This is a genomic window from Arthrobacter sp. 05T444, from assembly GCF_056395905.1.
Genome location: NZ_JBFTKK010000001.1, coordinates 109,836 through 135,521, shown reverse-complemented (window position 1 = coordinate 135,521; position 25,686 = coordinate 109,836). Strand labels below are relative to the sequence as shown.

The 25,686-nt window shown below is 66.5% G+C and carries 27 protein-coding genes and 1 riboswitch; of the genes, 14 read left to right on the top strand and 13 right to left on the bottom strand.

What is annotated here, in order from left to right; all coding sequences use genetic code 11:
* Position 1 precedes the first annotated feature (1 nt).
* Positions 2 to 1,096, bottom strand: coding sequence for a uroporphyrinogen decarboxylase (gene hemE, locus AC1DD3_RS00645; protein ID WP_230119082.1), 1,095 nt, complete (start codon positions 1,094 to 1,096; stop codon positions 2 to 4).
* Positions 1,097 to 1,254: 158 nt separating this feature from the next.
* On the opposite strand from hemE, the gene AC1DD3_RS00640 reads away from it, so the two are divergent.
* Complete coding sequence (locus tag AC1DD3_RS00640; RefSeq protein ID WP_230119081.1) at positions 1,255 to 2,604, top strand: glutamyl-tRNA reductase; 1,350 nt, start codon at positions 1,255 to 1,257, stop codon at positions 2,602 to 2,604.
* 271 nt (positions 2,605 to 2,875) lie between these two features.
* Positions 2,876 to 3,121: a hypothetical protein gene (locus AC1DD3_RS00635; RefSeq protein WP_230119080.1), complete on the top strand. Its 246-nt coding sequence runs from the start codon at positions 2,876 to 2,878 to the stop codon at positions 3,119 to 3,121.
* A 34-nt stretch (positions 3,122 to 3,155) separates the two neighbouring features.
* On the opposite strand, the gene moeB is transcribed toward AC1DD3_RS00635, so the two are convergent.
* Positions 3,156 to 4,355, bottom strand: a complete 1,200-nt coding sequence (gene moeB, locus AC1DD3_RS00630) for a molybdopterin-synthase adenylyltransferase MoeB (protein ID WP_230119079.1) — start codon at positions 4,353 to 4,355, stop codon at positions 3,156 to 3,158.
* Positions 4,356 to 4,438: 83 nt separating this feature from the next.
* On the opposite strand from moeB, the gene AC1DD3_RS00625 reads away from it, so the two are divergent.
* The 3 genes from AC1DD3_RS00625 to AC1DD3_RS00615 all read left to right on the top strand — a co-directional run bounded on the left by AC1DD3_RS00625 (position 4,439) and on the right by AC1DD3_RS00615 (position 5,704).
* Positions 4,439 to 5,107, top strand: a complete 669-nt coding sequence (locus AC1DD3_RS00625; protein ID WP_230119078.1) for a TetR/AcrR family transcriptional regulator — start codon at positions 4,439 to 4,441, stop codon at positions 5,105 to 5,107.
* A gap of 61 nt (positions 5,108 to 5,168) precedes the next feature.
* Complete coding sequence (locus tag AC1DD3_RS00620) at positions 5,169 to 5,393, top strand: DUF3107 domain-containing protein (RefSeq protein ID WP_230119077.1); 225 nt, start codon at positions 5,169 to 5,171, stop codon at positions 5,391 to 5,393.
* 8 nt (positions 5,394 to 5,401) lie between these two features.
* Complete coding sequence (locus AC1DD3_RS00615; protein ID WP_230119076.1) at positions 5,402 to 5,704, top strand: hypothetical protein; 303 nt, start codon at positions 5,402 to 5,404, stop codon at positions 5,702 to 5,704.
* 24 nt (positions 5,705 to 5,728) lie between these two features.
* Here the strand turns inward: AC1DD3_RS00615 and AC1DD3_RS00610 are convergent, their stop codons facing one another.
* The 4 genes from AC1DD3_RS00610 to thiO all read right to left on the bottom strand — a co-directional run bounded on the left by AC1DD3_RS00610 (position 5,729) and on the right by thiO (position 8,957).
* The gene (locus AC1DD3_RS00610) at positions 5,729 to 6,394 is read right to left on the bottom strand and encodes a 4a-hydroxytetrahydrobiopterin dehydratase (RefSeq protein WP_476880747.1); all 666 of its coding nucleotides are present in this window, start codon (positions 6,392 to 6,394) and stop codon (positions 5,729 to 5,731) included.
* 63 nt (positions 6,395 to 6,457) lie between these two features.
* Positions 6,458 to 7,294: a thiazole synthase gene (locus AC1DD3_RS00605; protein WP_290369764.1), complete on the bottom strand. Its 837-nt coding sequence runs from the start codon at positions 7,292 to 7,294 to the stop codon at positions 6,458 to 6,460.
* Between the two features lie 5 nt (positions 7,295 to 7,299).
* The gene (thiS, locus tag AC1DD3_RS00600) at positions 7,300 to 7,536 is read right to left on the bottom strand and encodes a sulfur carrier protein ThiS (RefSeq protein ID WP_230119074.1); all 237 of its coding nucleotides are present in this window, start codon (positions 7,534 to 7,536) and stop codon (positions 7,300 to 7,302) included.
* Positions 7,533 to 8,957 carry a glycine oxidase ThiO gene (gene thiO / locus AC1DD3_RS00595; RefSeq protein WP_476880746.1) on the bottom strand — a complete coding sequence of 475 codons (1,425 nt, stop codon included), beginning with the start codon at positions 8,955 to 8,957 and terminating at the stop codon, positions 7,533 to 7,535. Before thiO ends, thiS begins: the two co-directional genes overlap by 4 nt.
* Positions 8,950 to 9,070: riboswitch (TPP riboswitch) on the bottom strand. It overlaps the preceding gene by 8 nt.
* A 27-nt stretch (positions 9,071 to 9,097) precedes the next feature.
* On the opposite strand from thiO, the gene thiE reads away from it, so the two are divergent.
* Positions 9,098 to 9,832, top strand: coding sequence for a thiamine phosphate synthase (thiE, locus tag AC1DD3_RS00590; RefSeq protein WP_230119072.1), 735 nt, complete (start codon positions 9,098 to 9,100; stop codon positions 9,830 to 9,832).
* Here the strand turns inward: thiE and AC1DD3_RS00585 are convergent.
* Complete coding sequence (locus AC1DD3_RS00585) at positions 9,829 to 10,515, bottom strand: ferritin-like fold-containing protein (protein WP_230119071.1); 687 nt, start codon at positions 10,513 to 10,515, stop codon at positions 9,829 to 9,831. The two genes, thiE and AC1DD3_RS00585, sit on opposite strands and share 4 nt — an antisense overlap.
* A 41-nt stretch (positions 10,516 to 10,556) precedes the next feature.
* On the opposite strand from AC1DD3_RS00585, the gene AC1DD3_RS00580 reads away from it, so the two are divergent.
* The 3 genes from AC1DD3_RS00580 to AC1DD3_RS00570 all read left to right on the top strand — a co-directional run bounded on the left by AC1DD3_RS00580 (position 10,557) and on the right by AC1DD3_RS00570 (position 15,092).
* Positions 10,557 to 12,083, top strand: a complete 1,527-nt coding sequence (locus tag AC1DD3_RS00580; protein WP_230119070.1) for an RNB domain-containing ribonuclease — start codon at positions 10,557 to 10,559, stop codon at positions 12,081 to 12,083.
* A 394-nt stretch (positions 12,084 to 12,477) separates the two neighbouring features.
* The gene (locus AC1DD3_RS00575) at positions 12,478 to 14,211 is read left to right on the top strand and encodes a DEAD/DEAH box helicase (RefSeq protein ID WP_476880745.1); all 1,734 of its coding nucleotides are present in this window, start codon (positions 12,478 to 12,480) and stop codon (positions 14,209 to 14,211) included.
* An 8-nt stretch (positions 14,212 to 14,219) separates the two neighbouring features.
* On the top strand, positions 14,220 to 15,092 hold the full coding sequence (locus tag AC1DD3_RS00570; protein WP_230119068.1) for a DNA-methyltransferase: 873 nt from the start codon (positions 14,220 to 14,222) through the stop codon (positions 15,090 to 15,092).
* A 65-nt stretch (positions 15,093 to 15,157) separates the two neighbouring features.
* On the opposite strand, the gene AC1DD3_RS00565 is transcribed toward AC1DD3_RS00570, so the two are convergent.
* Positions 15,158 to 16,003, bottom strand: a complete 846-nt coding sequence (locus tag AC1DD3_RS00565; protein WP_230119067.1) for a PHP domain-containing protein — start codon at positions 16,001 to 16,003, stop codon at positions 15,158 to 15,160.
* A gap of 102 nt (positions 16,004 to 16,105) precedes the next feature.
* Here AC1DD3_RS00565 and AC1DD3_RS00560 point away from each other — a divergent pair, with 102 nt between their 5' ends.
* Entirely contained in the window at positions 16,106 to 17,686 is a 1,581-nt protein-coding gene (locus AC1DD3_RS00560; RefSeq protein WP_230119066.1) for an aminopeptidase P family protein, read from the top strand.
* Between the two features lie 126 nt (positions 17,687 to 17,812).
* Here the strand turns inward: AC1DD3_RS00560 and AC1DD3_RS00555 are convergent, their stop codons facing one another.
* Complete coding sequence (locus AC1DD3_RS00555; protein WP_230119065.1) at positions 17,813 to 18,814, bottom strand: general stress protein; 1,002 nt, start codon at positions 18,812 to 18,814, stop codon at positions 17,813 to 17,815.
* Between the two features lie 76 nt (positions 18,815 to 18,890).
* Between AC1DD3_RS00555 and AC1DD3_RS00550 the strand changes: the two genes are divergently transcribed.
* Genes AC1DD3_RS00550 through AC1DD3_RS00540 form a run of 3 tightly spaced genes read left to right on the top strand, consistent with a single transcriptional unit; the run spans position 18,891 to position 22,025 of the window.
* The gene (locus AC1DD3_RS00550; protein ID WP_230119064.1) at positions 18,891 to 20,174 is read left to right on the top strand and encodes a magnesium transporter MgtE N-terminal domain-containing protein; all 1,284 of its coding nucleotides are present in this window, start codon (positions 18,891 to 18,893) and stop codon (positions 20,172 to 20,174) included.
* A complete protein-coding gene (locus AC1DD3_RS00545) occupies positions 20,128 to 20,886 on the top strand; it encodes a DUF1003 domain-containing protein (protein WP_476874573.1) in 759 nt (252 codons plus the stop codon). Before AC1DD3_RS00550 ends, AC1DD3_RS00545 begins: the two co-directional genes overlap by 47 nt.
* A gap of 11 nt (positions 20,887 to 20,897) precedes the next feature.
* Positions 20,898 to 22,025: an Mrp/NBP35 family ATP-binding protein gene (locus tag AC1DD3_RS00540; protein ID WP_230119062.1), complete on the top strand. Its 1,128-nt coding sequence runs from the start codon at positions 20,898 to 20,900 to the stop codon at positions 22,023 to 22,025.
* Between the two features lie 30 nt (positions 22,026 to 22,055).
* On the opposite strand, the gene AC1DD3_RS00535 is transcribed toward AC1DD3_RS00540, so the two are convergent.
* From AC1DD3_RS00535 to sigE, 3 genes are all read right to left on the bottom strand, one after another.
* Positions 22,056 to 22,469, bottom strand: coding sequence for a twin-arginine translocase TatA/TatE family subunit (locus AC1DD3_RS00535; RefSeq protein WP_230119061.1), 414 nt, complete (start codon positions 22,467 to 22,469; stop codon positions 22,056 to 22,058).
* Positions 22,470 to 22,538: 69 nt separating this feature from the next.
* Positions 22,539 to 23,561 carry an anti-sigma factor gene (locus AC1DD3_RS00530; RefSeq protein ID WP_230119060.1) on the bottom strand — a complete coding sequence of 341 codons (1,023 nt, stop codon included), beginning with the start codon at positions 23,559 to 23,561 and terminating at the stop codon, positions 22,539 to 22,541.
* Between the two features lie 8 nt (positions 23,562 to 23,569).
* Positions 23,570 to 24,187 carry an RNA polymerase sigma factor SigE gene (sigE, locus tag AC1DD3_RS00525; protein ID WP_230119059.1) on the bottom strand — a complete coding sequence of 206 codons (618 nt, stop codon included), beginning with the start codon at positions 24,185 to 24,187 and terminating at the stop codon, positions 23,570 to 23,572.
* Between the two features lie 360 nt (positions 24,188 to 24,547).
* On the opposite strand from sigE, the gene AC1DD3_RS00520 reads away from it, so the two are divergent.
* On the top strand, positions 24,548 to 25,180 hold the full coding sequence (locus AC1DD3_RS00520) for an O-methyltransferase (RefSeq protein ID WP_230119058.1): 633 nt from the start codon (positions 24,548 to 24,550) through the stop codon (positions 25,178 to 25,180).
* A 112-nt stretch (positions 25,181 to 25,292) separates the two neighbouring features.
* Here AC1DD3_RS00520 and AC1DD3_RS00515 read toward each other — a convergent pair whose 3' ends face one another.
* Positions 25,293 to 25,460, bottom strand: a complete 168-nt coding sequence (locus tag AC1DD3_RS00515) for a DUF3117 domain-containing protein (RefSeq protein ID WP_009357720.1) — start codon at positions 25,458 to 25,460, stop codon at positions 25,293 to 25,295.
* Between the last annotated feature and the right edge of the window lie 226 nt (positions 25,461 to 25,686).

Here is a 25,686-nt window from a genome sequence, read left to right as displayed (position 1 = left end):
TTTACTCCGGGGCGATGGAGTGGATAAGTTCGACGACGCGCGTCAGCACGTCCGGGTCCGTTTCCGGCGGCACGCCGTGGCCGAGGTTCAGGACATGGCCCGGCGCCGAGGCGCCGGACGCGATGACTTCCCGGACATGTGCTTCGAGCACCTCCCACGGGGCGGACAGGAGCGCCGGATCGATGTTGCCCTGGAGCGGCACGGTGCCGCCCAGCCGGCGGTTCGCTTCGTCAAGCGGCAGTCGGTAATCGACCCCCACCACGTCCACGCCGACGTCGCGCATGGCCACCAGCAGTTCCGACGTTCCGGTGCCGAAGTGGATCAGCGGTGCGCCCAGGTGCCGGACGTGGTCGAGGGCGCGCGCCGAGGCCGGAGCCACGGACCTGGTGTAGTCCGCGAGGCCCAGGGATCCCGCCCAGGAATCGAACAGCTGTCCCGCAGAGGCGCCGGCCTCCAACTGGGCGCGCAGGAACATGCCCGAGGCGTCGGCTGCCCAGTTGGCCAGCGCCGTCCAGGTTTCCGGGTCCGCGTGCATCATCGTGCGCGGGCCGAGGTGGTCGCGTGAGGGCTTGCCCTCCACCATGTAAGCGGCCAGGGTGAATGGCGCTCCGGCAAACCCGATCAGCGGCGTCTTGCCAAGCTGTGCCACGGTGAGCCGGACGGCCTCCCGGATCGGCTCCAGCGCCTCCCACGTGAGCTTGGGCAGAGCGGCGACATCGGCGGCGGTGCGGACCGGTTTGTCCAGGACCGGGCCGACGCCCGGGACGATGTCCACTCCCACGCCGGCCAGCTTGAGCGGGATGACGATGTCCGAGAAGAAGATCGCCGCATCGACATCGTGGCGGCGCACAGGCTGCAGCGTGATCTCGGAGGCAAGCTCAGGGCGCAGGCACGAGTCCAGCATGGCCACGCCTTCGCGTACCTTCAGGTATTCGGGCAGGGACCGCCCTGCCTGGCGCATGAACCACACCGGCCGGCGGCTCGGCTTCCCGCCGCGGTAGGCGGTGATGAGGGGCGAGTCGGAAGTGCGCCCGTCCACGAGCGGATGGCCTGCATCAAGAACCGTGCCATCTGATGTTGCAGCGCTAGAAGTCATGCCTTTGATTGTGCCGAAAATCGCCACTAAAAGATAACGACAGCCTGTCATCCCCTGGCCGGAATTAGCCCGCGTGGCAGGAATCACAGGCTGTTGGACCGGGCATTGCGGCCAGGGGTTGTTCTACGTGGTTGCGAAAAAGCTATGATTGTCCTGCTGTGGTTCTTTTTTCATTGGTGGCTACACACGCCGACATCGACCTCGAAACCGTTGCTCAGCTAAGCAACGGTTCTTCAGGCATCGCTACATCCTCCCTCGCCGGATCGCCGGCAGTGACGGGTGCGGTTGTCCTTGCCACCTGCAATCGCTACGAGATCTATGGCGAAGCTCCGCACGCGGATGACGTCGAAGCCGCGCGGGCCGCCCTGGTGGGACAGATCAGCGAGATGAGCGGACTCAGCGAACAGCTCGTGTCCCGTTCCTTCAGCACACGGACCGGCCCGGAAGTCAGCCAGCACCTTTTTGCCGTCAGTTCGGGCCTTGACTCCGCGGTCGTCGGAGAACGGGAAATTGCCGGTCAGGTCAGGCGGGCGCTGATTACCGCGCAGCATGAGGGCACCGCCAGCTCCGGCCTGGTCCGGCTCTTCCAGGCAGCGTCCAAAACGGCAAAGGACGTCGGTGCACAGACGGCGCTCGGGTCCAGGGGCCTCTCCATCGTCTCGGTGGCCCTCGACCTCGCGACTGACCTCTCCGAAGACGCCGACTGGTCCACCAAGAAAGTCGTGGTGTTCGGCACGGGCGCCTATGCGGGCGCCACCATGGCGCTGCTGCGGGAACGCGGCTGCAGCGACATCTCCGTCTTTTCATCCTCAGGCCGCGCGGCCACTTTCGTGGCAACGCGCGGCGGTACCGCGCTCGACGGCGACACCCTGCGCCCCGCCGTCGCCGCCGCCGACGTCATGATCGGCTGCAGCGGTTCGGACACCAGGGTGGAGGCAGCGGAGCTCAACGAGGTCCGTGCCGGATCCACCCGGCCCCTGATCGCCATCGACCTGGCACTCACCCACGATTTTGATCCCGCGGTGGGAGAGCTCGACGGCGTTGAGCTCCTAACGCTGGAATCCGTACGCCTGGCAGCTCCCCAGGAACAGGCCGAGTCCCTGACTCAGGCCAGCAGCATCGTTTCCGGCGCCGCCGAAGCATTTGAACAGGAACGCGAGGTCCGGTCCGTGGACTCGGCCATCGTGGCCCTGCGCCGCCACACCATGAACGTGCTGGACGCGGAAATGGAAAAGGTCCGCGCCCGTCACGGCTGCACCGCGGCCGCTGAGGAAGTCGAATTCGCCCTGCGGCGTATGGTGAAGCAACTGCTCCACGTCCCCACCGTCAGGGCACGGGAGCTTGCGGCCAAAGGTCAGCAGGACGATTACGTTGCCGCACTGGAAACCCTCTACGGCATCGCCGTGGAACAGCCTGCCGCCAAGGCCACGGCCGAATGCCCTGTGGACCACGGCGTACCGGCTCCCTCCCAGCTCCCTGAGGCCGGGTCCCGCAGGAACTCCGCCTAGCCTTCTGCACCTGCGCCTGCACGGGTCCTCGGGCCGCTGAGCCGTCGGGTGTTGGCATCGCCGGGTCCAAAAACGCAACACCGAGGCCGGACTGAAGCCCAAGCTTTCCATAGGTTTTGTGCGCACCATTGGGGCTACCGCGACGCCTACTTGGAGGTGCGACCTTGGATTCACGTTCACGCACAATTTCGGGCCCGGTCCTCAGCCGACGACGATTCGGACTGGTAGTAGGTGGTCCATCCGGACCACCCGGTGACCAAGACGTGTTGCCATGGCCGAGCTGATAGCCCACGACGGACGGGCCTTCCGCGACACGTCCAGCCCGTCGGCGCCTGCACGGCCAATTTCCGCCACTGGCCCCCTGCGGACCAGCATCGTCAATTTCGGCGCTGCCGAGCGCTATGACATGCTCCTGCGACCGCCTGCGACCGGGACCTACAAGCTCACCGTGGACCTGCTGCACTGGATCACCGGCGAAGTCATTATGTCCCGGCAAATTCCGATCATCGCGGGGTGATATGCCCTGCCCCACCGACAACACGGCGCCCCTGTCAGTAGACGGGCTTCTGGGGCTCTACGTCCCTGACCCAGGCGAGGATGCCGCCGTCGAGATGGCTCACGCGCTGGTAGCCGGCCTTCCTGGCGGCGGCCAGCACGGCCGCGGAGCGTGTTCCGGCCTTGCAGTGGAAGACGATGTCCCTGTCCTGCGGCAGGTCGCCCCAGGCCTCGCCGGAGAGGATCCGGCCCTGCGGGATGAGCACGGAGCCCTCGATCCGGACGATGTCGTATTCCCCCGCTTCCCGCACGTCAACGAGATCGAAGTCCTTCAGCCCGGCGTCGCGGGAGGCCAGCATCGTGGCCAGCTGCGTCGCCGTGACGGTGTGCTCCGTGTCGGCGGCTTCCGCCGGGGCGATTCCGCAGAATACCTCGTAGTCCGTCAGCTCCGTAATCCTCGGTGCCGCCGGGTCCTTTGCCACCCTGATCTCGCGCCAGCTTCCGCCCAGGGCGTCGTACAGCGCCACCCGGCCGAGCAGGGAACGTCCGACGCCGGTGATCAGCTTGACGGCCTCCGTCACCATCAGCGCTCCGACCGCAGCACACAGCATTCCGAATACACCGCCCTCGCCGCACGACGGCACCGAGCCCGCCGGCGGAGCTTCGGGATACAGGTCCCGGTAGGTGGGGCCGTGGTTTTCCCAGAACACGCTGACCTGTCCGTCGAAGCGGAAGATCGAACCCCACACGTACGGCTTGCCCAGGATCGCCGCGGCGTCATTGACCAGATAGCGGGTGGAAAAGTTGTCGGCTCCGTCAAGGATGAGATCGTAGCCGGCAAAGAGATCAAGGGCGTTGGAGGCATCCAGCCGGACATCGTGCAGGCGGACTTCAACCAGCGGGTTCAGCGCCACGATGGCATCGCGCGCCGACTCGATCTTGGGCCGCCCCACGTCGGCCACCCCGTGGATGATCTGGCGCTGCAGGTTGCTCAGGTCCACGTCGTCGTCGTCGATGATACCGATGGTCCCGACGCCGGCCGCGGCGAGATACAGCAGGGCCGGCGAGCCGAGACCGCCGGCGCCGATCACCAGGACCCGGGCGTTCTTCAGACGCCGTTGGCCAAGAGCCCCGATCTCCGGAATGATCAGGTGCCGGGAATACCGCTCCACCTCTTCGGGCGAAAGTCCGGACGCCGGATCGACGAGCGGTTCCAGTGGGATGCGGGCTGTATTTGCGGTGGACGGAGAAGCCATACTTCAATGTATGCCTGAAGATACCGCGCGGTCATATTACCCCCGGGTAAAGTGAAGCTAACTGAAATGGAAAGAAGGCCACAGTGGTTCACGATGCACCGGTTGATCGAACTCAGGCTGCGCATTCCTCTTCCGGCGCCCCCCGCGCCGCCGGGCAGCGGTCGGCCAGGCTGCCCCGCGATGAGCGCCGTGCCCAGCTGCTGACGGCCGCGCAGGAGGTCTTCGTCGCCAATGGGTACCACGGCGCCGCAATGGACGAGATCGCGGAAACTGCCCATGTGAGCAAACCGGTGCTGTACCAGCACTTTCCGTCCAAGCGCGAGCTCTACCTCGCGCTCCTGGACAGCCACCTCAGCGCGCTGACTGACCTCATGATGGGGGCGCTCGACTCCACCACCGACAACAAGGAGCGCGTCCAGGCTGTCATGCGGGCCTACTACCGCTTCATCGACAGCGACGACCAGGCGCACCGGCTTGTCTTCGAGTCTGACCTCATCAACGATCCCGACGTCAGTTCGCGCCTTGAGACTTTCAACAAGGCTTTCGCCGACGCCATCGCGCGCGTCATTGCGGAAGACACCAAGCTGCCGCTCCTGGAGGCCCAGCTGCTGGGCCGGGGTCTTGCCGGCATGGCCCAGGTCAGCGCCCGCTATTGGCTTGAGACGGACGGAAACCTGGACCTGGATGTGGCCAGTGACCTGATCTACCGTTTAGCTTGGCGCGGAATCTCTCGCTTCCCCAAAGAGACCTAGACTACAAAGGGAGAACTACCTTTGGAAATGATTCAACATTGATTGGCTGGGAGGCCTTGCTGTGGAAGTAAAGATCGGCATTCAGAACATCGGCCGCGAAATTGTGCTGGAATCGACCCAGGATGCTGACTCCGTGGCCAAGGTTGTGTCGGAGTCCCTCGCGAAGGGCACGGAGCTGCGGCTGAGCGACGAGAAGGGCCGCCAGATTATTATTCCGGCCAGCGTTCTGGGCTATGTCGAGATCGGCGCGGAAGAAGTCCGCCGGGTCGGCTTCGGCGCACTCTAGGCCAAGCCGTGCTGTCCCTCGTCATCGTCTTCCTGGTCACCGTTGCTGCAGGCTTCATTGTCTGGGCCAATGACAAGCGCCATGCCAAGTACGGCATGATCCTGCCGGCAGGCGTGGCCACGGCGGTTGGGATGCTCGCCTGGATTATCTGCATCTGGGCGGGCCTCGGCTACCAGCCGGGCCTCACGTGGATTCCGTGGATACTTCCCATGGCGGCCGGCACCTCGGCGGCTGCAGCGGTAGCGGTGTTCCTTGGCCGGGTCCGTTCCAGGCAGGACACGCAGCGGCTGACCGCGGCCCTGAAGATGTAGGGAGCCACCCGCGACCCGGCTGGCTCAAAGATCCGGTCCGTGGCCTTCCTCGGTGCACAGGCACAACCGGTTACCCTGAACGTCAGTGACCACCACCCACATGGGTGCGTGGTCACTGTTCATTAACGCGCCGGTTGCCGCGGTCTTGTCCAGGACGGGCGCGGATTCAGCCTTGGACCGGTGGATGTCCAGATGGAGGCGGTTGTCATTCGGGGTATCCGTTTCCTGGAACCACAGACCCGGACCGCGGCCGTAAGGGTCCACAAGATCGCCGAACCGGCCCTTCTTATAGCCCAGGGCAACGCGCCAGACCTCCGATATCTCTGTTGCGGCCGCCGTATCGATCCCAATATCCACTGTGCGGTACAGTCCCGGCTCCGCCTGGGCACCCGCCGCTGCGGCTGCCTCGCTGACCGCGGCCGCGGCGCCGACGTCGCGTGCCGTCACCTCCGTTCCGGCGTCATGGGAACTGAACCGGATGAACACGCGGTTGTAGCGCCAGTCCAGGTCCGGATGGTGGTTGCGTTCTTCCGCAAGGCGCCCGACGGCGGCAATCAGCTCAAGCGCGCCGGCCGCCGTCGGCGTCTTATAGACGGTGACCAGTCCGCCGAGCCGGTAACGCCAGTCCGGCAGGCCCCCGAGGGCCTCGTCGATCTGGGGGCGGGTGAGGATGTCGTCCGTGGCGGCCACTGCTGACTCCTTGGCGAGGTTACGGGCTAAGCCTGCCCGCCGGACGGGCCGCGGTGATCCGGGTTAGAGGAACTCCGCCCGGCCTTCCATGGCCGATGACGCCAAGGCATGCTCGCGGCGCGGGATCCGCCCGGCCGCTTTCGCCAGCCTACCGGCGATAACCGCGTGTTTGAAGGCCTCCCCCATCAGGGCCGGGTTCTGCGCCCGGGTCACGGCGGTGGCCAGGAGCACGGCGTCGCAGCCCAGCTCCATGGCCAGTGCGGCATCGGAGGCTGTGCCGATGCCGGCGTCCAGCACCACCGGGACGGAGGCGCGGGACACGATCAGCTCGATGTTGTGGGGATTCAAGATTCCCAGGCCGGTGCCGATCGGCGATCCCAGCGGCATGACGGCCGCCGCACCCAGGTTTTCAAGGCGCAGCGCCAGGACCGGATCGTCGTTCGTGTAGGCGAAGACTTTGAAGCCGCGGCTGACGAGCTGTTCGGTGGCATCCACGAGTTCCACCGCGTCCGGCAGGAGAGTGTGCTCATCGGCGATGACTTCGAGTTTGACCCAGTCCGTTTCCAGGGCCTCGCGGGCGAGTTCCGCCGTCATCACGGCGTCGCGTGCCGTGAAGCAGCCGGCCGTGTTCGGCAGCACACGGATGTTGTGGTCAAGGAGCAGCTGGAACAGGGATCCGGTTTCGGCGGGCGAATAGCGGCGCATGGCCACCGTGGTCAGTTCGGTGCCGGAGGCCAGGAGCGCCGCGCCCAGTCCGTCCAGGCTCGGAGCCCCGCCGGTGCCCATGATCAGCCGCGAGGTCAGCTCCACGCCGTCGATGACCAGGGGGTCTGCCTTGAACCCCGCCCTGCCCGTCGCCTTATCAGTCGTGCCGGTCGCCGCTGTCGTTGTTTCAGTCATCGTCCTCATCCTCCCTGAACTGCCGTGACGAGTTCGATTTCATCGCCCTCGGCGAGCGCCGTGCTGTTCCACTGGCTCCTTGGCACAACCTCCGAATTGCGGGCCACGGCCACGCCAAGCCGCTGGCCGTCGGCCGCCTGCCCGTTTGCAGCCAGTGTCCGCCCGGTGACGTTGCTGACCAGAGTTGTCACGGAGGCGCCTGCGCCCACTGCGTGTTGGTTGCCGTTCAGTGTGATGTTCATGCTGGTTCCTTGTCTCGGTCAAATGTGACTGTGCCCGTTGCGCAGCTGGCCGGTGTGCCGTTGCCCGGGGCGGCTGCGCCCGCCGCGGCGGGGCGCCCGGCCGAAAACCGCTCCGGACGGAAGGCGTGCCAGCGTTTGTCCTCCACGCCGTCCATCAGCCCGCGGCAGATGGCGGCTGCGGCTGGCGTCAGCAGCACGCCGTGGCGGAAGAACCCGGTGGCGATGATGAGCCCGGCAACAGTTGCCCGCAGCCCCCCGTCGGCCGCAGTGCCCGCCCGGCCCGCCGTGCTTCCGTGCCGCACGGTGCCGCCCTGCCCCGCCGTAATGCCGCCGAGGGGTACGCGGCCCAGCAACGGGGCGTTGTCGGGGGTACCCGGCCGGGCCCTGGCGGTCGATTCCAGGAGCTCGAGTTCTGCCACGGCCGGCACCAGCACCTGGGCGTCGCGGAGGAGCTGGTAGACCCCGCCGGCGCTGGGGGCTGAATGCCCGTCCTCCCTCTGGGTGGCGCCGATAACCACCGTTCCGTCCTGCCGCGGAACAAGATAGACGGGTATTCCGCGGACAATGCCCCGGACCGTGGCCGTAAGCAGCGGCCGGAGGTGCGCGGGAACCCGGAGCCTGAGGATGTCGCCGTAGACCGGGCGCAGGGGCAGCTTCAGCCCGTCCGGCAGTCCATCCAGCGACGCCGCCGCGAGTCCGTTGGCCACCACGGTTTCGGCGGCACGCACAGTGCCGCCGCCCGCCAGCCGGACGCCGCAGACCCGTTCGCGCTGCCCGCCGTCCCACAGCAGGCCGGCAGCGTTTTCCCTGATCTCATAGCCGTTTTCTGCACCGGCAACGGCCGTCCGCGAACCGGGTTCGTGGCGGGCCAGCGCAGCTGCGATGCTTGCCACCAGCATCCGCGGATCAACCTGGTGGTCAGCCGGGATGTCCAGCGCACAGGAGATGCCCGGGCTGAGCAGCGGCTCCCGCGACCGGGCCTCACGGATGGTCAGCGGCGCGACAACCAGGCCGCACGCCTGCTGGACTTCCCGAAGGTCCGTCAGGGTGCGGCGGTCGGCGGGGTCCGCACCGACGGCGATGGTCGGCGTCGAAAGATAACCGGTCTCCCTGCCGGCTCCGCCATCGGCGAGCGCCGCGGCGAAATCGGGCCATCTGGCAGAGGATTCGAGCATCAGTTCCAGGAGTTCCTGCTCCTGGTAGTGCAGCTCGCTGACAGGGGCGAGCATTCCCGCAGCGGCCCAGCTGGCCCCCGTCCCCGGCGCATCGTCAATAAGCACCACTGAGCGTCCTGAACGCCTCGCCTCCCAGGCAATCCCGTGGCCGATCACGCCGCCGCCGATGACGGCAACGTCAGCGTGCAGCGGTTCCGCGGCAGAAGTGTTTGTGGCGGAAGTGCTCCCGCCGGATCCAAGCTGCATGGAAATCCTTCCCTACGCCGGTACTAACCGGATCAGGTCAAGCGGTCGGCTCTTACGCCCTCTCAGCCCTGCGGCGTTTGTGACAGCTGCAGCGGGCTCCCGCGGTACCTGCCCAGTTTAGAGGAACTAGGCTGGTTGCCATGACCGCGCATGATGTCCACACCACCGCCCGACTGTACCTTTGCACCGATGCCCGCAAGGAGCGCGGCGATTTCACCGATTTCGTTGATGCGGCCTTCGCCGGAGGGGTGGATATCATCCAGCTGAGGGACAAGACCATCGAGGCGGCCGAGGAACTCGAACTCTTGGAAGTTGTGCGCCAGGCAGCCCACAGGCATGGCCGGCTCTGGGCCGTCAATGACCGGGCAGACATTGCGTCGCTGTCCGGGGCCCCGGTGTTCCATATCGGCCAGAAGGACCTGCCGCTGCGCTCCGCACGGAAGCTGCTGCATGACGCCACGGTGATCGGGCTGTCCACGCACACCCCTGACCAGGTGGATGCCGCGATCGCCGCCTCCCCCGGGCGAAGCGGTCTGGACTATTTCTGCGTTGGCCCGGTGTGGGCCACCCCCACCAAACCCGGCCGGGCCGCCGTCGGGCTCGATCTTGTCCGCTATGCGGCGGAGGCCGTAAGGGCGGCGGACGAGGAAAGGGTCGGCGGCCTGCTGCTGCCCTGGTTCGCCATCGGCGGGATCGACCTCACCAACGTGGAGCAGGTCGCGGCAGCGGGCGCCGGCAGGATCGTCGTCGTCCGGGCTATCACCGAGGCGCCGGATCCGGAGGCCGCGGCAGCCGAACTGCTCGAGGCCCTGGATGCGGGAGCGGAGAACGCCGGAGTGAAGGGCGCAGGCGCGCCGGTGGCAGGCCTGAACTAGCCGCTCAGACCGAGCTGCACCATCCGCCGGGAATGGTTTTCGGCGAGCTCGGAGGTGAGGCTGCGCACCCGCTCCCGGGCCGCGGCGTCGTCAGCACCGCTGTCCGCTTCAGTGATCAGCTCGGTCAGGAAGGCGTGTTCATAGCCCACGCGCTGTGCCTGCGTGAGCGCCTCTCCCAGGAGCCGCCGTCCCCACAACGCCAGCCGTGAGGCGAGCCGGGGATCATCGGCAAGGGCCACCCTCAACCTCTCGCGGAGGACCGCCGTCGCTTCCTCGGAGGACTGGATCTGCTGAATAAGCTCCCGGGTCCCGGCATCCACGTAGCGGGCCACGGCCTGGTAGAAATCGGCCGAGACCGTGTCCACCACATAGGCCTTCATCAGGGATTCGTACCAGTCCGCGGGCCGCGTCCGCTCATGAAAATGGTCCACCGCTGCCTGGAACGGGAGCATCGCGTCCTCGACGTCAACGCCCATCCCGGCGAGCCTCTCACTCACGAGCTCGTAGTGCTGGAATTCGATGACGGCAATCCTGCCGAGCACCGCGCGGTCGTGGAGCGTGGGCGAGTAGCGGGCGTCCGACGACAGCCGTTCGAAGGCGGAGAGCTCGCCGTATGCCATCACCCCGAACAGATCAGCGACGAAACGGTCGTACCGAGCGGTGTCAGCCGAGGATGTGCCCATAATCCAAGACTAACTGCGGAAATCGGGCTAACCTGATTTTCGTGCCACATCATCGCCTATCCCCCAGCGTCCATGAACAGACCAATGCCCTGGCGGAGGCCCTGAGTGCGCTGCGGACCGAGCTGGAGCTCCCGGGGCAGTTCCCCTTGGAAGTGCTCAAGGAGGCCGAGGCGGCTGTGGCGCAGCGGCAGCTCCCGGAGCTGGACTTGACCGACGTCGAATTCCTGACCATCGACCCGCCATCCTCAACCGACTTGGACCAGGCCCTCTTCATCGAAAGATCCGCAGACGGCTACCGCATCCTGTACGCCATCGCCGATGTGCCGTCCTTCGTGGTGCCCGGCGGCGCCCTCGACGCCGAAACCCGCCGCCGCGGCCAGACCTTCTATGCTCCGGACGGCCGCATCCCCCTGCACCCCGAGGTCATCAGCGAGAATGCGGGCAGCCTGCTCGCCGGCCAGCTCTGTTCGGCGTTCGTTTGGGAGTTCGAACTCGACGCAACGGCCGAGGTCGTCTCCGCCCTGGTGCGGCGGGCGATGGTCCGCAGCCGTGAGAAGCTCAATTACAAGGGCGTCCAGACCGAGCTGGATGCGGGAACCGCCTCCCCGCTCCTGCAGCTCCTTCGCGAAGTCGGGCTCAAGCGTGTCGAGCTCGAGCGGGCCCGCGGCGGTGCCAGCCTGAACATGCCGGAGCAGGAAATCGTGCAGCTTCCCGACGGCGGCTACCGGATTGTGGCGGCCCCGCAGCTTCCGGTGGAGGACTGGAACGCCCAGATCTCCCTGATGACCGGCATGGCGGCAGCCTCGCTGATGCTCGACGGCAAAGTGGGCGTCCTCCGCACAATGCCGGCCCCAGACGAACGCTCGCTCGCCCATTTCAGGCGCCAGACCGATGCATTGGGCAAGCCGTGGGACGGAAAAGTCAGCTACGGGGAGTACCTGCGGACGCTGGATCCCACCGACCACCGGCAGCTCGCCATCCTGCATTCGGCAGGAATGCTCTTCCGCGGAGCCGGGTACACCTATTTTGACGGCACGGTTCCGGACGACGCCATCCAGTCCGCCATTGGCACGGCGTACGCCCACACCACCGCGCCCCTCCGGCGGCTGATCGACCGCTTCGTCCTTGTCATTTGCGAGGCGCTGAGCAATGACCGCCCCGTTCCGGCCTGGGCCCGCGCAGCGCTGCCCTCCCTTCCCGACATCATGGCGTCCTCGGACCAGCTGGCCGCCAAGATGGAGCGGCTGGCCCTGGACACCGTGGAAGCGGCCCTGCTCAGCAACCATATTGGCCAGGAATTCGACGCCGTGGTGATCTCAGGGTCCAAGCCCGCCAAGAACAACGGCAATGGAAATGCGAACGGAAACGGGAACTGGAAGGGTTCAAACGGCAGGGCGTCCAACGGCAAGGCGTCCAACGGCACTGGCCCGTCCGGCATCGTCCAGATTGCCGAACCTGCTGTCACTGCCCGCTGCGCCGGCGAAATGGAGCCGGGCACCAAAGTCCGGGTCCGCCTGATCTCCTCGGACATCGCGACACGCGAGGTGCACCTCGAACTGGTCGGCTGACTCGGGCCAGGAAGCTGATGCCTCGGCGTTGACTTGCCGCTACGCAGCGCCTTCCTGCCCTGATCCGCCTTCCTGCTGCGCTGCGCCTTCCTCCTCTGCTGGCCCTACTCCTGCCCGCGCTCCGCCGCGCACGTCAGGGAAACGGGTTTTGCCGGTTAGACTGGAAGGGTAGATATGGATGCCCGGTCGTTGATTTCCTTAATTTTCGAATTCAACAAGCCCGCCCCTACGCGATCTTGAGACACACCCGCTGGTCCCCAGTGCCAGTATTTAGATAGCCCGCGATCGGCTTCCACTGGATTTGCTTGCGCGCCTGAGCGTGCTCCGGAACGGCCCTTGCGGCTGGCCGTTGAGCAGGCGGCGCCAATGCCCAAATGAATAAGGAAACTCCACTGTGAGTGAATTGCATACCCACCAGCTTCTCTCTGATGACTCCGGAATCGAGACCATCGAGCCGGAAGAAACCATCATCTCGGACGAAAAGCCGCACGAGATCGCGGAGAAGACCTTCGCGGACTTCGACGTCCGCGCCGACATCGTGGAGTCCCTTGCCGACGCCGGCATCACGCACCCCTTCCCGATCCAGGCCATGACCCTACCGGTCGCCCTCAGCGGCCACGACATCATCGGCCAGGCCAAGACCGGCACCGGCAAGACCCTCGGCTTCGGCATCCCGGCGCTGCAGCGCGTCGTCGGACCGGACGACGCCGGCTATGACTCGCTGCCCGCGCCCGGCGCCCCGCAGGCCCTCGTGATCGTGCCGACCCGCGAGCTTGCCGTCCAGGTCGCCAATGATCTGCAGAACGCCGCCCGCAAGCGCAACGCCCGCATCACCACGATCTACGGCGGCCGCGCGTACGAGCCCCAGGTCGAGGCGCTGCTGAAGGGCGTCGAGGTCGTCGTCGGCACCCCCGGCCGCCTCATCGACCTCTACAAGCAGAAGCACCTCGTGCTGAAGAACGTCAAGATGGTCATCCTTGACGAGGCCGACGAAATGCTTGACCTCGGCTTCCTCCCGGACGTCGAGACCCTTATCGCCGGCACCCCCGCCGTCCGCCAGACCCTGCTGTTCTCGGCCACCATGCCCGGACCGGTCGTCGCCATGGCGCGCCGCTACATGACCAAGCCCACGCACATCCGCGCGGCCGACCCGGACGACGAGGGCCTCACCAAGCGCGACATCCGCCAGCTGATCTACCGTGCCCACAGCATGGACAAGATCGAGGTGGTGGCCCGCATCCTGCAGGCCCGTGGCCGCGGCCGCACCATCATCTTCACCAAGACCAAGCGCACGGCCGCCAAGGTTGCCGAGGAACTGGTGGACCGCGGATTCGCCGCGGCCGCCATCCATGGCGACCTCGGCCAGGGCGCCCGCGAGCAGGCCCTGCGCGCCTTCCGCAACAACAAGGTGGATGTCCTTGTGGCCACGGACGTTGCAGCGCGCGGCATCGACGTCGACGACGTCACGCACGTCATCAACTACCAGTGTGTTGAGGACGAAAAGATCTATCTGCACCGCGTGGGCCGCACCGGCCGCGCCGGCAACAAGGGCACCGCCGTGACGTTCGTGGACTGGGACGACATGCCGCGCTGGGGCCTCATCAACAAGGCATTGGGGCTGAGCGTTCCGGAGCCCGTCGAAACGTACTCCTCGTCGCCGCACCTGTACGAGGAGCTGGACATCCCGGAAGGCACCAAGGGCAGGCTTCCGCGCAGCAAGCGCACCCTGGCTGGCGTCGACGCCGAGGTCCTGGAGGACTTGGGAGAGACCGGCAAGAAGAACTCCCGCACCAGCGGACGGGACAGTGGCGGACGCGAAAGCGGCGGACGCGAAAGCGGCCGTTCCGGCGGCCGCGACGGCGCACGCTCCGGCAGCAGGGAAGGCAGCCGCCGCACCGGCGGCGAAACGGGCGGACGTTCGGGAGACCGCCGTCGTCGTTCCACCGATTCCGCCTCCGACGCCGGTAGCGCACCCGCAGCGGCTTCCGCCGCAACCGCGACAGCGGACGGCGAGCAGCCCTCACGAGCCCGTCGCAGCCGCACGCGCACCCGCCGCCGCGACGGCGAAGTGGTCGCAGGCAGCGAGTCCGCGGCAACCGGCTCACAGCCGGGCAGCACCGAGGCCTAAAAGCCTCAATGACTGAAACTGTCTGGGCGCCGGACGGCAGCAACCTGGTGGTACACGCGGACAACGCGGATTTCCTCCCCACGCTGCCGGACGGCGCCTTCACACTCATTTACGTGGACCCGCCGTTCAACACGGGACGGACCCAGCAGCGCCAGGAAACCAAAATGGTGCTCAACGCCGGCGGCGACGGCGACCGTGTCGGCTTCAAAGGCCGTTCCTACGACACCATCAAGGGCGCCCTGCACCGCTACGACGATGCGTTCAGCGACTACTGGTCGTTTCTGGAACCGCGGCTCGTTGAGGCATGGCGCCTGCTTGCTGACGACGGCACGCTCTACCTGCACCTGGACTACCGCGAGGTGCATTACGCCAAGGTCATGCTGGACGCGATCTTCGGCCGCGAGTGCTTCCTCAACGAGATCATCTGGGCGTACGACTACGGGGCGCGCGCCAAGTACCGCTGGCCCACCAAGCACGACAACATCCTGGTTTACGTGAAAAACCCGGCCAAATACCACTTCAACAGCGCCGAAGTGGACCGGGAGCCATACATGGCGCCTGGGCTGGTGACGCCGGCGAAGCGTGAGCTCGGCAAGTTGCCCACGGATGTCTGGTGGCACACGATCGTCTCCCCTACGGGAAAAGAGAAGACCGGCTACCCCACGCAGAAGCCTGAAGGCCTGGTGCGGCGGGTTGTTGCCGCCTCAAGCCGCCCGGGCGACTGGTGCCTGGACTTCTTCGCAGGATCCGGGACGCTCGGCGCCGTGGCCGCCAAGCTGGGCCGCAGATTTGTGTGCGTGGATCAGAACCAGCCGGCCATCGACGTCATGGCCAAGCGCCTGGGCGCGCATGCCGAGTTCGCCTCCTACCCGCCCGAGTGACTCGCACTTACTGTTGTTTTGAGGGCTGAAAACGGCCACCACTGCGAGTTAGTTGGGAACGGCGGTCAGCGGATGACCGCGCTGCCGGTGCCGAGCTCTTCGATCCGGGCAAACGCCTCGGGCGCCGTCAGATTTTCGCCCAGCAGGTTGGGCTTTCCCGTGCCGTGATAGTCCGACGATCCCGTAATGAGCAGGCCGTGCCTGGCGGCGAGGCCGCGCAGGAACTCGCGGCCCGCTTCGGTGTTGTCCCGGTGATCGATCTCAAGTCCCGCCAGTCCGGCGTCGATCATTTCCCGGTAGGTGCGCTCCCCCACCACGCGTCCGCGGGCGGACGCCACCGGATGGGCAAAGACCGGGACGCCGCCGGCTGAACGGACAAGTTCGACGGCGAGCGCGGGAGCCGGCGCATAGTGCTGCACGAAGTACCGCGAATGCGAGGTCAGGATCGAGGTGAACGCTTCAGTGCGGTCCGCCACCACGCCGGCGGCCACCAGCGCGTCGGCGATGTGCGGCCGTCCAAGGGTTGCCCCCGGCGCCACATGGTGGATCACGTCGTCCCAGCTCAGCGGGTAGTCCTCGGCCAATAGAGTGACCATGCGTTCGGCCCGTGTGAGGCGCGCGTCCTTGGCCTTGGTGATCTCTTCGAGCAAGCCCGGGTGGGCCGGGTCGTGCAGGTAGCTGAGCAGGTGGACGCTGATCCCCTCTTCCGTGCGGCAGGAAATCTCCATGCCAGGCACCAGTGCCACCCCGTTTTCGAGCGCCGCCCGCGAGGCTTCGTCCCAGCCGTCCGTGGAGTCATGGTCCGTCAGGGCAATGACGTCCAGCCCCGCTGCCGCCGCGGCTGCCATGACAGCGGCCGGCGGCTCCGTGCCGTCGGAGATGTTTGAGTGGGCGTGCAGATCTATCCTCACTAGCCCAGCCTAGTAGATGCCCGGCTGATACGGCCGGACGGGCCGGTGCCGCTTCGGGTTCGGTGTTGGCCTAAGCCGCACGGCTGGTGAGACTATGGGACGGTGAACGACGCAGAAAACACCCAAAACTCCGCTTCCCAGCCTCTCGAAGAGCGGGTCAACAACCGCTCGCAGCGGCCCAGTTCCGAGGCTTTCAAGGCATTCATGGCCAGCAACTGGGCGCCGTCTCCGCAGGTGACCCCCGCGCGCGACGCCGTGGCAGGCCACGCAGCGAGAAGGCGCAGGGCCATCTCCGACCAGTTCAACGGTGAACGCCTGGTAGTGCCCGCCGGTCCCCTGAAGGTCCGCTCCAACGATTGCGACTACCGCTTCCGGCCGCACTCCGGCTTCGCACACCTGACGGGGCTGGGCCTGGACCATGAGCCCGACGCGGTGCTCATTTTCGAGCCCGTCGAGGACGGCACCGGGGACGACGGCGGCAATCACCGTGCGACTCTCTACTTCCGCCCGCTGGCCGGACGGGACACCGAGCAGTTCTACGCCGACTCGCGGTCCGGTGAGTTCTGGATCGGCGCCCGCCCCACGCTGGCAGAGTTCGAGGCACGCCTCGGCCTCCCGGCGGCCCATATCGACGAACTCGAGACGGCCATCACCAAGAATGTTGGCGCCCCTGAAATCGGCGGCATTTCGATCCGCCTGGTGCGCAAGGTCGACGAGAACATTGACGCTCTCGTGGACACTGCCCGCTACAACACCGCCAAGGACCCTGACAACCTGGACCTCGGCGTGCTGGACGCCCTCGACGAGAAGCTGTCCGAAGCCCTTTCCGAGCTCCGCCTGACCAAGGATGAGTGGGAAGTCGAGCAGATGCAGATCGCCGTGGCCGCCACGGTGGAAGGCTTTGCTGAAGTGGTCAAGGCGCTGCCCCGTGCCCTGACCCACTTCCGCGGTGAGCGCGTGGTGGAGGGTGCCTTCTTCGCCCGCGCCCGGGAAGAAGGCAACGAACTCGGCTACGACACTATTGCAGCCTCCGGCAACAACGCCACCGTGCTGCACTGGACCCGGAACACCGGCAAAATCAACGCAGGGGAACTCCTGCTGCTGGACGCCGGCGTGGAGGCCGACTCCCTCTACACAGCAGACATCACCCGCACGCTGCCGGCCAACGGCACCTTCTCCGATGTCCAGCGCAAGGTCTACGAGGCCGTGCTGGACGCCGCCGACGCCGGATTTGCGGCCGCGCAGATCGGCACGAAGTTCCGGGACATCCACACTGCCGCCACCACCGTCCTCGCGGAACGGCTTGCCGAATGGGGCCTCCTTCCCGTACCGGTCGAGGAAGCAATCAGCGACGAGGGGCAGCAGCACCGCCGCTGGATGCCGCACGGCACCAGCCACCACCTGGGCCTGGACGTCCACGACTGCGCGCAGGCCAAGCGGGAGCTCTACCTGGACGGCGTGCTGGCCGAAGGCATGATCTTCACCATCGAACCTGGCCTGTACTTCAAGAATGAGGACATCGGCATCCCCGAGGAGTACCGCGGGATCGGCGTCCGCATCGAGGACGACATCCTGATGACCGCCGACGGCCCCGTCAACCTCAGCGCCGCGCTCCCCCGCACGGCCGACGACGTCGAAGCCTGGATGGCTGGCATCTGGCAGGAAGTCAACGGCAAGGGTTAACCGGAGCGGGCTCTTGCGGGAGTCCAGCCTCTACAAACGAGGCAAGCCTCTACAAGAAAAAGGGAGGGCAACCGGATTTCTCCGGTGGCCCTCCCTTTCCGTCTCACCTGTGGGGCTCGCCTGTCGCTAACGCTGCGGCTCGTCCTTGCTTTGCGCCGGCTGGTTGGCATCGTTCACGCGCACGCCGTACTGCGGGCGGCCGTCAGGCAGGTCAGGGTAGCGGACAGCCGCAGGCCGCTGGCCGGCGCGCAGCGCGGCGTCCGGGGTTTCGGCGGCTTCCGGGGCTTGGCTATGCTGACCCTGCCGGCCCTCGACGGCCCCATACTGGGGTGCAACCGGTGCGCCGTGCGCCTGGGCACCGGGAGCCTGGGAACCCCGAGTTTGGGAGTCCTGGAGGTCATGCCCCTGGGCATCCTGCGTCCGCTGGCCGTAGGGGTCGTTCCAGCCGGCCGGCCGCTGGGGCGCCTGGCCCTGGTAGGGGCCCTGCTGGCCGGACTGCGGAGGCTGGCCGGGCTGCTGGGGCTGGCCGGGCTGCTGGAAAGGCTCGTTCTGGTACTCACGCTGGGTGTCGCTCGGCGGCGCAGTGTAGCTCGACGGCGCAGCGCCGGCGGTGGCGTCGGACGGTGTCATAGGCAGCTGCTGCAGCAGCCGGCGCGCCTCGTGGGCGGCTTCGAAGGACACCACGACGTCGTAGTTGCTGGCCAACACCTGGCTGGTGGACGTGAAGTCACGCTTGCCCCGCTGCATCGCGTACGTGACGATGCCGAAGAGCATGAAGAAAGCGGCGCCCATCAGGACCGAACTGATGATGGAGAACGTTCCGCCGGCCGGTGTGAAGAAGGAGAGCATGACGCCGACGAAGAGGCCGAACCACATGCCGCTCAGTGCACCCGACAATGCCACCCGCGGGTAGCTGAGCCGGCCTGTCACCCGCTCCACCATCTTGAGCTCGTTGCCGACGATGGACACCATGTGCACCGGGAACTGCTGGTCCGCCAGGTAGTCGACAGCCTTTTGGGCGTCCAGGTAGGAGGTATAGCGGCCGACGGTATCCCCGGTGGGGACAGTCCGGGACTCGTCGGAGCCGTTGGGGACACCAGCCTTGGGAGCACCAAAAATGTTTGACATACACCCATTCTTGCCCATAAGGATGTGCGCGGGCTGAAATTCAGCTAAAAGTGAGCAGACTCGGTAGCCTGTAGAGGTGAGCACACATCTATCGCGCGTGTTTGTTGCGCGCCTCCTGGGACTGGACGTCTTCGACCCGCTGGGCGACCGTCTGGGGCGGCTGCGCGACGTCGTGGTGCTCTCACGCGGAACCCGCGGCGCCCCGCACGTGGTGGGCATCGTCGTCGAAGTCCCGGGCAAGAAGCGCGTCTTCGTTCCCATGACCCGCATTACGTCCATCGACCAGACGCAGGTCATCTGCACCGGGCTGGTCAACCTTCGCCGCTTCGAACAGCGGGGTGCAGAGACCCTCGTGGTTGCGGAGATGTTCGACCGCCGCGTCACCCTTCGCGACGGCAGCGGCGACGCCACGATCGAGGACATTGCGATGGACCAGCACCGCTCGGGTGACTGGTTCGTCAGCAAACTGTTCGTCCGCCGCGGCCATTCCCTGGCCCCCCTCAGCCGGCTCCGGAGGAACGAAACCATGATCATCGACTGGGCGGACGCCCACCAGGGCGCCAAGACGGAGCCCCAGGCTGCAACCCAGTTCGTTGCCAACCACGAGGACCTCAAGCCCGCCGACTTCGCCGAGGCCTTGCAGGAGATGAGCGACAAGCGGCGGTTCGAAGTGGCCAGCGAGCTGCAGGACGAACGCCTCGCCGACGTCCTGCAGGAACTGCCGGAAGACGACCAGGTGGAGATCCTCTCCGCCCTCGACGTCCAGCGGGCCGCCGACGTCCTGGAGGAAATGGATCCCGACGACGCCGCCGACCTCCTCGGCGAGCTCCCGACCGCCCAGGCTGAGGAGCTGCTGCAGCTGATGGAACCGGAAGGCGCAGAAGACGTCCGGCGCCTGCTCGAATACGACGAGGACACGGCCGGCGGCCTCATGACCCCCGTTCCTGTCATCCTGCCGCCCGAGGCCACGGTGGCAGAGGCACTCGCCCACGTCCGCCGCGAAGAGCTGTCGCCTGCCCTGGCATCCTCCATCTTCATTGCCCGGCCCCCGCTGGAAACCCCCACCGGCCGCTTCCTGGGCGTCGTCCACATCCAGCAGCTGCTGCGCTTCCCGCCGTTCGAACCGCTCGGCAATCTGGTGGACAAGAACCTCGAGCCGCTCTCGGACCAGGCCCACATCAGCGAAGTGGCACGCACGCTTGCAACCTACAACTTGAACTCCCTTCCGGTGGTCAACCAGGCCGGCCGGCTGGTGGGCGCCGTGACTGTTGACGACGTCCTCGACCATCTGTTGCCGGATGACTGGCGGGCAAATGACGGCGAAGCTCCGATCAGAAGGCTTGGAGGCCGCATTGGCTGAAAACACTGCAAAGGGCGCCGTTCCGCGGTCACCAGGCAAGGCAGCGGGCAAGGGCAGCCTGGACACGCCCCTGAGCGGCCGCCAGCGCATCTTACCCAAGTTTTCGCCGGACCCGGACGCTTTTGGCCACGCCACAGAGGGCTTCGCCCGTTTCATGGGAACCCCGCAGTTCCTGCTGTATATGACGGTGTTTTGCCTGTTCTGGCTGGCCTGGAATACTTTCGCGCCCGCCGCCTGGCAGTTCGACAAGGTGGAGCTCGGCTTCACCCTCCTGACGCTGATGCTCTCACTGCAGGCCTCGTACGCCGCACCGCTGCTGCTGCTGGCCCAGAACCGGCAGGACGACCGTGACCGCGTCTCTCTCCAGCAGGACCGCCAGCGCGCGGAACGCAACCTGTCCGACACCGAGTACCTGACCCGGGAGCTGGCGTCGCTGCGGATCGCGCTGCGGGAAGTGGCCACGCGCGACTACGTCCGGGCTGAACTGCGGAGCCTTCTGGAGGACCTGCTGGAAGCCCAGGAGGAGCTCCGGACCCACGATCCTTCCGGTCCCGGCAGCCATGAGTCGCCGCGCGAACTCGTCAGGGAAAAACTCAAGGAAAAGCGGGAGCGGCAGCGCAATCCGCGGACCCAACAGATACCCAAGGTCAAGTCGGACAAGCCCCGCCAGGGCCGGTCATCCCAGCCGCGCCCCACCTCCCCGGAAAGCTGAGCATCCACAGCATGAGCACCACCCTCGCCGCGGCAGTCAACGCTGCCCTGGCAACCGTCATCGATCCGGAACTGCGCCGTCCCATCACGGAACTCGGCATGGTGGATTCCGTTGACATCTCCGACGACGGCGCGGTGCACCTCTCCGTGCTGCTCACCATTGCCGGTTGCCCTCTCCGGGACACGATCACCAGAGATTCTGAGGCAGCACTGCTTGACGTTCCCGGCGTCACGGGCGTCGACGTCGAACTGAAGGTCATGACCCAGGCCCAGCGCGATTCCCTGAAGGAGCAGCTCCGCGGGCCCGGCGGCCAGCGCGGAATCCCGTTCAACCAGCCCGGGTCGCTGACCAAAGTGTTCGCCGTGGCCAGCGGCAAGGGCGGGGTGGGCAAGTCCTCAGTCACCGTGAACCTGGCCTGCTCCCTGGCTGCCCAAGGGCTGCGCGTGGGAATCGTGGACGCGGATGTCTACGGCTTTTCCGTACCTGCCCTGATGGGCATCACCCAGGCACCCACGCGGGTGGACGACATGATCCTCCCGCCGGTGGCGTACGGCGTGAAAGTCATTTCCATCGGCATGTTCGTCACTGGCAACCAGCCGGTTGCATGGCGCGGGCCGATGCTGCACCGTGCACTGGAGCAGTTCCTCACCGACGTCTACTTCGGCGACCTCGACGCCCTCTTCCTGGACCTGCCTCCGGGTACCGGGGACATCGCCATATCGGTTGCGCAGTTGCTTCCCAAGGCCGAGATCCTCGTGGTCACCACTCCCCAGGCGGCCGCAGCGGACGTCGCCGAACGCGCCGGGGCGATCGCCACCCAGACCGGGCAGACGGTGGCCGGCGTCATCGAGAACATGTCGTACATGGAGATGCCCGACGGCGGGCGGATGGAGCTGTTCGGAAGCGGTGGCGGGCAGCTGCTCAGCGAACGGCTGAGTGCCGCCACCGGCACGGACGTGCCGCTGCTCGGCCAGATACCGCTCGACATACTCCTGCGCGAAGGCGGGGACTCCGGCAGGCCCATCGTGCTCGGCCGCCCGGAAACACCGGCAGCAGCCGCTCTGTCCGGCATCGCCGGGAAACTTGCGGCCAGGCCGCGGGGACTTACCGGAATCTCACTGGGCCTGCAACCCAAGTAACCGAACGCCTGGCGGGCGGTGTAAGGCGCCCTAGGTGGCTTCCGTGTCGAAAGGTGCGGCTTCGCCGTCGGGCAACCGTTCCAGGACGTGACCGGGCCGCGAGTCGGGCACCGGCTCCACTGCCTCGGAAACGGCAGCCGTTGTGGCAGCCGTACCGCTGAGCGGCGCTCCGGGGCTGACGGGCTTCGTGTCGTCGTCGAGCAGTGCTTCCTTGATGATGCGGCGAGGATCGTACTGGCGCGGATCGTACTTCTTCCAGTCGACCTCATCGATGTCGATGCCGACTTCTTCCTTGATCTGTTCCCGCGCGCCGGACGCCATCCGGCGCACTTCGCGCACAAGGTTGGTCAGCTTCTGGGTGTATTCGGGCAGCCTTTGGGGGCCGATCACCAGAATGCCGATGAGCAGCAGAAGTAAGAACTCCGGGCCATTGATTCCAAACACTTTAGGAAGATTACCCTCTCCGGGGAGGCGCTGACGATTTCGCCACCGTCACGGCGGCCGGGAGTTGTGTCACTGCGCCAGGTGTTCGGTCATCTTGCCCACCTGCCGGGCTATTCTGCGCAGCCCGCGTTCCAGCCGTTCCACAACGGATTCGCTGCCGGAACCGCCCGGGGACGCCTCGGCGGCGGCGTCCGCCGCAATCCCCGGCTCCCCCGTTCCCTGGCTTACGGTGGCACCGGCCACCGCCAACGCCGGGACGGCGTCATCCGCGGCGTTCGCCGGCAGGTCCGAGACGTACGTGAACGTGGTCCGGCCTGTCTGGTAGATGGCGCTCCACGGGGCGGACACCCTGATCCAGAGCCTGCCGCCAACGGCTTTGCCGGCGTCAACGGCCACGAATCCGTCCTGACCGGCGGCGTGCCCCGTCAGGGGGTTGAGCGGAACATCCGGCGCTGCCGTGGCTGCCGGCGCCGCTCCGCTGCCGGCAGCTGTGCCGGAGTGCTGTTCAAGGACGGTGGCTGTGTGCCGGCCGTCCGAGAGGCGCACTTCAACACCCGGGTGGCCGGCGAAAACCTTTGACGTGGCCGAGACGATGTGGAAGCCCATGGCCTGCAGGTCAGGACAGGCCCATCCGTGGGTGCGCAGGGCGGCCACCCTGGGGTCAGCCGACGGGCCCCCGCCGGCGGCAGCTTCCGCCGGGCTCCCGGCCTGTCCCGAGAAGGTCGCCGCCCCGTATTGCCGCGGCTCCCCCGCAGAGATGTAGGCACCGGCCACAACCGTGCCTGCGGCCAGCACGGCCACCCCTCCAGCCAGGCCGGCCAGCTTCAAGGGGGCCGTCCGAGGCGCCGGCGCGGCAGGCGCCATGGCGAGCTGCTGCGTCCGGAGCAGCAGCCGTGCCGTCAGTTCATCGCTGGCCGCGGGGACGGCAGCATCGCGGAGCTTTTCAAGGTACTGGCGCTGTCGGCGGAGTGCAGCGGCGCATTCGCTGCACTGGCGGACATGGTCGGGCGTGCCCGGATGCTGCCTCCCTGCCCCGGGCAGGGAGGCAGACAATTTCCTGAGGTCCTCCAGCAAGCGGTTCAGTTGACGCATGGCGCCGATCAGAGAACTCCGGCGATGCGGGGCATCTTGAGCCGCGGCTTGCGCGACTGCTGGGGACGCGGATCGCGGTGGGCAAGCTTTTCCCGCAGCATGGTCCGGCCACGGTGGATTCGCGAGCGCACTGTCCCCAGCTTCACGCCCAAGGCCTCGGCAACCTCGTCGTAGGACAGGCCCTCCAGGTCACACAGCACCACGGCGGCACGGAAGTCCGGCGGGAGCTCCTCCAAGGCGGCCTGGACGTCGAGGTCCAGGTTGTTGTGCTCGAAGCTTTGCTCAGGGCCCGGCTCCCGTCCCGGCAAGCGTGATTCGGCGTCCTCCGCCAGCGCGTCGAAGCGGATCCGGCTCTTGCGCCGGGCCTGGTCGAGAAACAGGTTCGTGGTGATCCGGTGCAGCCAGCCGTCCAATGTTCCCGGCTTGAAATTCTCCAGGGAGCGGAAGACCCGGACGAACACCTCCTGAGTGAGGTCCTCGGCGTCGTACTTGTTGCCGGTAAGACGGTACGCAAGCCGGTAGACCTTGGCAGAATGGTTGGTCACCACTTCTTCCCAGGTGGGCCTGACCCAGTCAGCCCCCGGTTCTTCAACTGCAGGGACAGGTGCCACAACTGATCCTGACATCGTCCACTCCCCTCGTGGATGTACTAACGCCTGATGCGATTTACATCATTGGTTCGGCGCCGATCACCACTTGGATGAGCGGATACTTATCATGTCAAATTTGGCTGGGAATTTCCTGACTGTGGGGCCCCCTTTAGCCGTGGGCGCAATGAACGCGGAGCGGTGGCAGCGGGGACGTCCAGCAATGGCATGCCGGGCCCTCTTCAGGGCCCCGATGGGGGGCACGGAGACGTCGGCTCCGGCTGCCCGCACGGAAGTAGCCGCCATCACAGCCGGCCCCGCCGTCACCTTCCGGCGGCACACCGCCGGACACAGTACGCTGTAAGAAACATCCCCCCTGCCGCCCAGAAAGCGAAACACATGAGCGCCGACAAGTCCACGAGCTGGTCCTACGCAGAAGATCTGCCTGCCGAGGATGAGGTCCTGCTGCGTGCCAGGGAACGCTCCTTCGAACTGGGTGTGACGCCTATCGGCCGGGGCGTCGGGGCCGTGCTGACTGTTCTGGCTGCGGCGTCGAAGGCGCAGACCGCCGTCGAAATCGGCACGGGCGCGGGCGTCTCCGGCGTCTGCCTCCTTCGCGGGCTCGGGCCGCAGGCCGTGCTGACCACCATCGACGTGGATGTCGAACACCTCAAGGCAGCACGCGAGGCCTTCCAGGAATCCGGCAGCCCGGCGAACCGGACACGAACCATTTCCGGCCGGGCCGGGGATGTTCTGCCAAGGCTGACTGACGCTGCCTACGACCTCGTTTTCATCGACGGGGACAAGCCCAGCTTCCCCCGCTACGTGGAGCAGGCCGTGCGCCTGCTCAAGTCCGGCGGTCTCCTCATCGTCAACGACGCTCTGGACAAGGACCGCGTGTCCAACCCCGCCGCCCGAGACTCCACCACTGTGGTGCTGCGGCAGGTGGGCAAGGCCGTCCGCGACGACGACCGGCTGGCCTCCGCCATGCTGCCCACCGGTGACGGGCTGCTGGTAGCGGTTAAGAAGTAAGGCCGGATGTTTCTTCGTTAAAGACGAAACGATCGTTGCAACTCCCAAAATCTCGGGGGTTGCAACGACCGCCAGAACCCAAGCCTTCCGGCTGCAGGCCCTGCGTGGCAATCTATTCGGTAACGCCTACGAGGCATTCCTTGAGGTTGGCCGCCTCAGCAGCATTGAGTTCGACCACGAGCCGACCTCCGCCTTCGAGCGGCACACGCATAATCAGGCTGCGGCCCTCCTTGGTTACTTCCATAGGGCCGTCGCCGGTGCGTGGTTTCATAGCCGCCATGAGGAAATTCCCCTCCAATAGTCCCAGGACTGAGCAGCCCGGCCGGGCTGAGTCCGCATGATCAAACAAGCCGCTATGGCGGCCCGTTCGGCAGCCGCCATGACTGAACGCTTCGAATGCTTTTGTCCTTGCTTACCCCCTATTATCCTGTAATTACCCGTCTGTAGCTAATCGATGGACATTCGATGCGGCTGGACGATAACCCGCGTGCCGACTCTGGGCCGGC